Raw genomic sequence first — 7,013 nt, 5'->3', positions numbered from 1 at the left:
CCGCCATGCCGCGTGTGTTTCCCGAATTTGACGACGTGCCCGACAGCCGGTGGATGGAAGAGGCGCAAAAGCATTACACCCAGACCGAAAGCGGCTTGCAGATCACGTATGACAAGCACCTGCGCGATGCGGTGGCCAAGGCGTTCTCTGCCCCCTCCCCCGACCTGTGGCCGTTCTTTGACGCGCTTGACGGGCTGCCGATTGCCTGCATCCGTGGCATGGCGTCCAATCTGCTGAGCGAGGAAACCTTGCAAGAGATGGAACGCCGCCGCCCCGATATGGTGGTCGCGCGGGTGCCGGGACGTGGGCATATTCCGTTTCTGGACGAACCAGAGGCGGTTGCGGCCTTGAATGAATGGATCGGGAAGATGCAATGAATATCGACATGATCCGCGCGGCAGCGCGGCGGCTGGAGGGGCACGTGCGGCGCACGCCTTTGCTGAACTCTCCGTTTCTGGATGACATCGCGGGGCGGCGCGTTTGGGTCAAGCCCGAGTGCCTGCAACACACCGGCAGCTTCAAGTTTCGCGGCGGCTGGTCGGCGGTGTCGGCACTGGAGCCCTCCGTGCGCGCCAAGGGGGTCATCGCCTTTTCCAGTGGCAACCACGCCCAAGGTGTTGCCTATGCGGCCAAGCTGCACGGGGTGCCTGCGGTGATCATCATGCCCGCCGACGCCCCCCGTCTGAAGATCGCCAACACCCGCGCACTTGGGGCCGAGGTCGTGCTTTATGACCGCATGACCGAGGACCGCGACGCCATCGGCGCGGCTATGGCGGAGGAACGCGAATTGACATTGATCAAGCCTTTCGATGATCCGCTGGTGATTGCCGGTCAGGGGACAACGGGGCTCGAGATCGCGCAGCAGGCCGCCGAGGCGGGGATCGCCCGTGCCGATGTAATTGCCTGCTGTGGTGGCGGAGGGCTGACCTCTGGCATCGCGCTGGCGCTTGAAGCCGAGGCACCGGGGCTGCGCGCGCGCACCGCCGAGCCCGAAGGCTTTGACGATGCCGCGCGGTCGCTCGCCGCAGGAGAGATCACGCGCAACGCCGCCCTTGGCGGGTCGATCTGCGATGCCATCGTCACGCCGCAACCGGGCGATCTGACCTTTCCGATCCTCAACCGGCTTTGCGGCCCCGGCCTTGTGGTCAGCGACACCGAAGCGCTGCATGCGATTGGCCATGCGTTCAACCGGCTGAAACTTGCGGCCGAACCCGGCGGGGCTGTGGCCCTCGCCGCCGCGCTGTTCCGGCAAGACGAGATCGACGGCGACGATGTGATCGTCACCATCTCGGGCGGGAATGTAGACAGTGATATTTTCTCGCGGGCGCTTGCCACGCTTGACTGACGCCCCACAGGAGGTTCTGACATGAAGATTTTCGATACTGGCGACGTGCGTCTGCATTACCGTGTGGATGGCCCCGAGGATGGTGCGCCTGTGGTCTTTGCCAACTCACTGGGGACTGATCTGCGCCTGTGGGATCCGATCCTGCCGCTGCTGCCCAAGGGTCTGCGCATCATCCGTTTTGACAAACGCGGGCATGGGCTGTCGTCCTGCCCGCCTGCGCCCTATGCGATGGGGGCGCTGATTGGCGACACGGAAAAGCTGCTGGATCATCTGGGCGTAAAGGGCTGCGTCTTTGTCGGGCTGTCCATCGGCGGGATGATCGCCCAAGGGCTCGCCACCAAGCGGCTGGACCTGATCCGCGCCATGGTGCTGTCCAATACCGCCGCCAAGATCGGTACCAAGGATATGTGGGCGGACCGCGTGCGCGCCGTGCAAGACAGCGGGATCGAACCGATGGCAGATACCATCATGGAACGCTGGTTCGCCGCCCCCTTCCGCGCCACGCCCGAGCTTGAGCTTTGGCGCAATATGGTCGTACGCCAACCGGCCGAAGGCTATGCCGGTTGCTCTGCCGCGATTTCGGGGACGGATTTCTATACCCCCACGGCGGCGCTGCGCCTGCCAGTGCTGGGGATTGCGGGCTCCGAAGACGGGTCCACGCCCCCTGATCTGGTGCGCGAGACCATCGAGCTGATCCCGGGATCGAAGTTCAAGATCATCCGCAAGGCCGGCCACCTGCCCTGCGTCGAACACCCGCAGGAATATGCAGCGCTGCTGACCGAGTTTTTGCAGGGCGTTGGCCATGTCTGACATCCTTTTGGTCCACGGCTCGTGCCACGGCGCGTGGTGCTGGCGCGATCTGATCCCTGCGTTGCAAGAATTGGGCCACAGCCCCCGTGCGATTGATCTGCCCAGCCACGGCGACGACACGACGCCGGTCAACGCGGTCACGCTCGACAGCTATGCCGATGCGGTGCTTGCGGCCTCTACCCCCGATACGGTGGTGGTGGGTCATTCGATGGGCGGTTTCGCCATCGGGGCGGCGGCACAGAAAGATCCAAGCGCCATGGCGCGGCTGATCTATCTATGTGCTTACGTCCCTGCGGCGGGGCTGTCGCTGGCCGAGATGCGCAAACAGGCCCCGTCGCAACCGCTGATGCCCGCTGTACGCCTCGCCCCCGACGGCAAAAGCTTTACCCTTGATCCCGCGATGACAGAGGCGCTGTTCTATCACGACTGCCCGCCGGATGTCGCAGGTTTTGCCGCACCGCGCCTCTGCGCGCAGGCCGTGGCCCCGACGATCAAGCCTCTGCCAGATACTGCCCGTGCGGACGCCATGCCGCGCAGCTATATCCGCTGTATGGACGACCGCACCATCCCGCCCGCCTATCAGGTCACGATGACGAAAGACTGGCCAAGCGCGGATGTTCATGAGATGGCCTGCGGGCATTCACCCTTCTTTACCGATCCAGCCGGTCTGGCGCGGATCATTGACGACATTATCCCGAGGTAACCCATGGCCGCCAGCGTCTTTGACAGCCCCCTGTACGCACAGCTTTTCAACACCGGTGACGCGGGCCGCCTGTTCTCGGACAGCGCTGCGATCCGCGCGATGCTGCTGGTCGAAGGGGCGCTGGCCAAGGTGCAGGGCAGCCTTGGTGTCATCCCCGAGATGAGCGCCGCCGCGATCCATCGCGCCTCTCTCGAGATACAGGTCGACCCCGGGGCGATCGCGGCCTCTACCGGAGAAAACGGCGTGTCCGTGCCCGGGCTTCTGGCGCAGTTCCGCGCCGAGATGCAGGCACCGGAATTTGCCCAGCACGTCCATTGGGGCGCGACCAGTCAGGACATCATCGACACGGCGCTGATGCTGCGCCTGCGTCAGGCGCTCAAGCTGGCGGAAACCGATCTGCGCGAGATCATCGCGGCCCTTGCGGCAGGTGCCGAACAGCACCAATCCCTGCCGATGCCTGCCCGCACCTATGGCCAGCACGCCACCCCCACCAGCTGGGGCGCGGTGCTGGCGGAATGGGGTATGCCGCTGTGCGATGCGCTCGACCAGCTTGAGGCGCTGCGCGAAGGGGCGCTGTTCGTGTCCCTGTCGGGGGCGGCGGGGACGGGCTCTGCCCTTGGTCCCAAGGCTGCCGAGACCCGCGCGCAGCTCGCCCAAGCCCTTGGGCTGCAAGACCCCGGGCGCAGCTGGCATGTGGACCGCGGCCCCGTTCTGCGCATCGCCGATTGGCAGGGCCGCGTGATGGCAGCGCTGGCGCATATCGCGCAAAGCACGCTGGCGCTGACCATGACCGAAACCGCCGAGCTTGCCCTTGGGGCGGCAGGCGCGTCGTCGACCATGCCGCAAAAACAGAACCCCGTGGGGCCCTCGGCGATTGTCGCCCTCGGGCACCAGTTTACCGGCCAGCGCGCCACGCTACAGGCCGCCGCGACGCATCAGCATCAGCGTGATGGCGGCGCGTGGTTCGCGGAATGGATGGCCGTGCCTCAGCTTGCACTGAGCCTTGCCGCCGCGCTGAACCACACAAAAAGCCTTGTCGCGGGGCTGACGCCGCACCCTGTGAAAATGCGCAGCGCGCTGACAGACGGGCTGGGCCTGATCCACGCCGAAGCGCTGAGCTTTGCCCTAGCCGAAACGATGCCCCGCCCCGAGGCCCAGAAGATCACCAAACAGCTTTGTCAGGATGCGCTGGCCAAACAGGTGCCGCTGGCCGATCTGGTCCACGCGGATTACCCCGACGTGGCCGAGACCCTTTTCGACCCGTCAACCCAGATGGGACAGGCCCCCGCAGATGCAGCCGCTTTTGTGGCCCGTGCGCGTGCGCTGTAACCGCGCAACCGGCGCGCGATAGCCCATGCGTCCGGCGGTCATATTTATCATCCTGACCGTCATGATCGATGCCATGGGCATTGGTCTGATCATCCCTGTGATGCCGGACCTGATCGCGCAGGTCCAATCCGCCGATCTGTCACGCGCCGCGCTGTGGGGCGGTGTGTTGGCGACGACATTCGCGGTGATGCAATTCCTGTTCAGCCCGCTGGTGGGCAGCCTTTCCGACCGCTTCGGGCGCAGGCCGGTGCTGCTGACCTCGCTGAGTGTGATGGCGCGGGTGGTCGCCTTGGTGCTCTTCCGGCGCGTGCGTATAAATCCCGCGCATGTGGACTGACATAACGTAAGCCTAACGCATCGCGGCGCATATAGGCTTGCGGGAGGGGGCAGAGCTTGCCACCCTCCCCCAAAACTCACGCGCCCGGAAGGACCCGTTATGCCGTTGATCAAAGCCGCCGTTTGCCATGAATTTGGTGCTCCCCTGAAAATCGAAGACGTAGAACTCCGTGCCCCCGAGGGGGCCGAGGTCGAGGTGACGCTGGATGCCGTAGCGATCTGCCATTCGGACATCTCCTTTGCCAGCGGCGGCTGGGGCGGATCGCTGCCCGCGGTCTATGGTCACGAGGCCGCGGGACGGGTGAGCGCTGTGGGCGACAGGGTAAGCGGCGTCTCGGTCGGGGATAGCGTTGTGGTCACGCTGATCCGCGCCTGCGGCAGCTGCCCCAACTGCGCCAGCGGTCGACCTGTGATCTGCGAAACCCCCTATGACGGCGACACCGGCCCGCTGAAAACCAAGGACGGCGGCAAGCTGCATCAGGCCATGGCATCCGGTGCCTTTGCCGAAAAAGTCGTTGTGGATCAGGCGCAGGTGGTCAGGATCAGCGCCGATATTCCCAAGGATGCCGCCAGCCTGATCGCCTGCGGGGTAATTACCGGCGTCGGTGCGGTGGTCAATGCTGCGCAATTGCGGGCCGGTCAGGACGTCGTGGTCATCGGTGCCGGTGGCGTCGGGCTGAACGCCATTCAGGGCGCGCGCATCGCCGGGGCCCGCCGCATCGTCGCCGTGGATATGAGCGCCGAGAAGCTGGAAATCGCCAAGGAGTTCGGGGCCACGGATGGTATCCTTGCCACCGAAGACAAACCCTGGGGGCAGTTGGAACAGGCGATTGGCCGCAAGGGCGTGGATGCGGTGATCGTGACCGTTGGGGCGATCCCTGCCTATAACGACGCGCCGAAGTACCTTGCCGCGGGGGGGCGTGTGGTCATGGTCGGCATGCCTCATATCGGCGACGGCGCGACCTATGACCCCGGCATATTCGCCGCAATGGGTCAGGGCACGGTCGGCTCCAAAATGGGCGACGTGGTGATCCAGCGCGATATTCCGTGGATGGTCGATCTATATGCCCAAGGACGGCTGAAACTGGACGAGCTGATCTCGGGGCGGTGGTCGCTGGAGCAGATCAACGACGCGATCGAGGATACCAAGACCGGTGCCGCACGGCGCAATGTCATCCTGTTTGACCGCTAGCGCCACGGGGGCCAGCCCCCGTACCCCCGGGATTTTGAACCATTTGGAAAAGAGGATCACGCGATGAAATTGCAAGATCTTGAGGTTATCGTCACAGCGCCCCCTGCCCCCGGTTGGGGCGGGCGCTATTGGATTTTGGTCAAGCTGACCACGGATACAGGGATAGTCGGCTGGGGCGAATGCTATGCGGCGTCGGTCGGGCCGCAGGCCATGCGCGCGGTGATCGAGGATGTTTTCGCACGGCATATGCAGGGCGAGAATCCCGAAAATATCGAGCTGATGTACCGCCGCGCCTATTCGTCAGGCTTTACCCAGCGGCCCGACCTGACCGTCATGGGCGCGTTTTCGGGGCTGGAAATCGCCTGCTGGGATATTCTGGGCAAGGATCGCGATCGTCCGGTCTATGCCTTGATCGGCGGCAGGATGAACGAACGCGTGCGGGGCTATACCTATCTTTACCCGCTGCCGCATCACGATATGACCGCCTTCTGGACCTCGCCCGAGATGGCGGCGGAATCGGCGCTGGACTGTGTGGCGCGAGGCTACACCGCGATCAAGTTCGATCCGGCGGGGCCCTATACCATGCGCGGCGGGCATATGCCGGCGATGACCGACATCTCGCAATCTGTCGCCTTTTGCAAAGCGATCCGCGCGGCGGTTGGCGACAAGGCCGATCTGCTGTTCGGCACCCACGGGCAATTCACCACCGCAGGCGCGATCCGGCTGGGACAGGCCATCGCGCCCTATAGCCCGCTCTGGTACGAAGAGCCGATCCCGCCAGATGCGGTCGAACAGATGGCCGCCGTAGCGCGGGCCGTGCCGATCCCTGTCGCGACCGGAGAACGGCTGACCACCAAGGCCGAGTTCGCGCCGGTGCTGCGGTCCGGGGCGGCGGCGATCCTGCAGCCTGCCTTGGGCCGTGTCGGTGGCATCTGGGAAGCCAAGAAGATCGCCGCCATGGCAGAGGTCTATAACGCGCAAATCGCGCCGCATTTATACGCCGGTCCAGTGGAATGGGCGGCCAACATCCATCTGGCCACGTCGATCCCCAATATCCTGATGTGCGAATGTATCGAAACGCCGTTCCACGACCAGTTGATCAAGAGCACGATAAAGGTAGAGGACGGGTTCATCACAGCCCCCACCGCAGCAGGTTTGGGGCTAGAGGTGGACGAGGCATTGGCCCGCGCGCATCCGTATACCGGCAACGGGCTGCACCTGGAAATGCAGGAAGCGCCTTGTGATTACGTCAACGGGAATGCGTTTGAAGGGGGGGCACCGTCGGTCAAATCCTGACG

At 64.6% G+C, this 7,013-nt stretch carries 7 protein-coding genes and 1 pseudogene; all 8 read left to right on the top strand.

Features of this window, described 5'->3' with window-relative positions:
- Positions 1–377, top strand: a 377-nt coding sequence (locus tag B3849_RS15390; protein ID WP_414718054.1) for an alpha/beta fold hydrolase, incomplete at its 5' end; no start/stop codon positions are given.
- Positions 374–1,345, top strand: coding sequence for a threonine ammonia-lyase (locus B3849_RS15385; protein WP_286780414.1), 972 nt, complete (start codon positions 374–376; stop codon positions 1,343–1,345). The genes B3849_RS15390 and B3849_RS15385, both read left to right, overlap by 4 nt.
- Before the next feature lie 21 nt (positions 1,346–1,366).
- Positions 1,367–2,155, top strand: a complete 789-nt coding sequence (pcaD, locus tag B3849_RS15380; protein WP_278425567.1) for a 3-oxoadipate enol-lactonase — start codon at positions 1,367–1,369, stop codon at positions 2,153–2,155.
- Positions 2,148–2,858, top strand: coding sequence for an alpha/beta fold hydrolase (locus B3849_RS15375; protein ID WP_278425566.1), 711 nt, complete (start codon positions 2,148–2,150; stop codon positions 2,856–2,858). Before pcaD ends, B3849_RS15375 begins: the two co-directional genes overlap by 8 nt.
- A 3-nt stretch (positions 2,859–2,861) precedes the next feature.
- Positions 2,862–4,187 (top strand): lyase family protein, encoded by a 1,326-nt coding sequence (locus B3849_RS15370; protein WP_278425565.1) that lies wholly within the window; start codon positions 2,862–2,864, stop codon positions 4,185–4,187.
- A gap of 25 nt (positions 4,188–4,212) precedes the next feature.
- A pseudogene (locus B3849_RS15365) lies at positions 4,213–4,479 on the top strand (MFS transporter); the annotation flags it as partial.
- Positions 4,480–4,623: 144 nt separating this feature from the next.
- The gene (locus tag B3849_RS15360; RefSeq protein WP_278425564.1) at positions 4,624–5,715 is read left to right on the top strand and encodes a zinc-binding dehydrogenase; all 1,092 of its coding nucleotides are present in this window, start codon (positions 4,624–4,626) and stop codon (positions 5,713–5,715) included.
- Between the two features lie 63 nt (positions 5,716–5,778).
- Positions 5,779–7,011: a mandelate racemase/muconate lactonizing enzyme family protein gene (locus tag B3849_RS15355; protein WP_286780413.1), complete on the top strand. Its 1,233-nt coding sequence runs from the start codon at positions 5,779–5,781 to the stop codon at positions 7,009–7,011.
- The last annotated feature ends 2 nt before the right edge of the window (positions 7,012–7,013 follow it).

Origin of the sequence: Sulfitobacter sp. UBA4523, assembly GCF_002388305.1 — a bacterium.
Lineage (GTDB): Bacteria > Pseudomonadota > Alphaproteobacteria > Rhodobacterales > Rhodobacteraceae > Sulfitobacter > Sulfitobacter pontiacus.
The sequence above is the reverse complement of the archived record's forward strand: the minus strand, read 5'-3'. Positions and strand labels throughout refer to the sequence as shown.

Coding starts and splice junctions, on each gene's coding strand:
- B3849_RS15375 (WP_278425566.1), top strand. CDS start 2,148: ATGTCTGACATCCTTTTGGTCCACGGCTCGTGCCACGGCGCGTGGTGC.
- B3849_RS15370 (WP_278425565.1), top strand. CDS start 2,862: ATGGCCGCCAGCGTCTTTGACAGCCCCCTGTACGCACAGCTTTTCAAC.
- B3849_RS15355 (WP_286780413.1), top strand. CDS start 5,779: ATGAAATTGCAAGATCTTGAGGTTATCGTCACAGCGCCCCCTGCCCCC.
- B3849_RS15385 (WP_286780414.1), top strand. CDS start 374: ATGAATATCGACATGATCCGCGCGGCAGCGCGGCGGCTGGAGGGGCAC.
- pcaD (WP_278425567.1), top strand. CDS start 1,367: ATGAAGATTTTCGATACTGGCGACGTGCGTCTGCATTACCGTGTGGAT.
- B3849_RS15360 (WP_278425564.1), top strand. CDS start 4,624: ATGCCGTTGATCAAAGCCGCCGTTTGCCATGAATTTGGTGCTCCCCTG.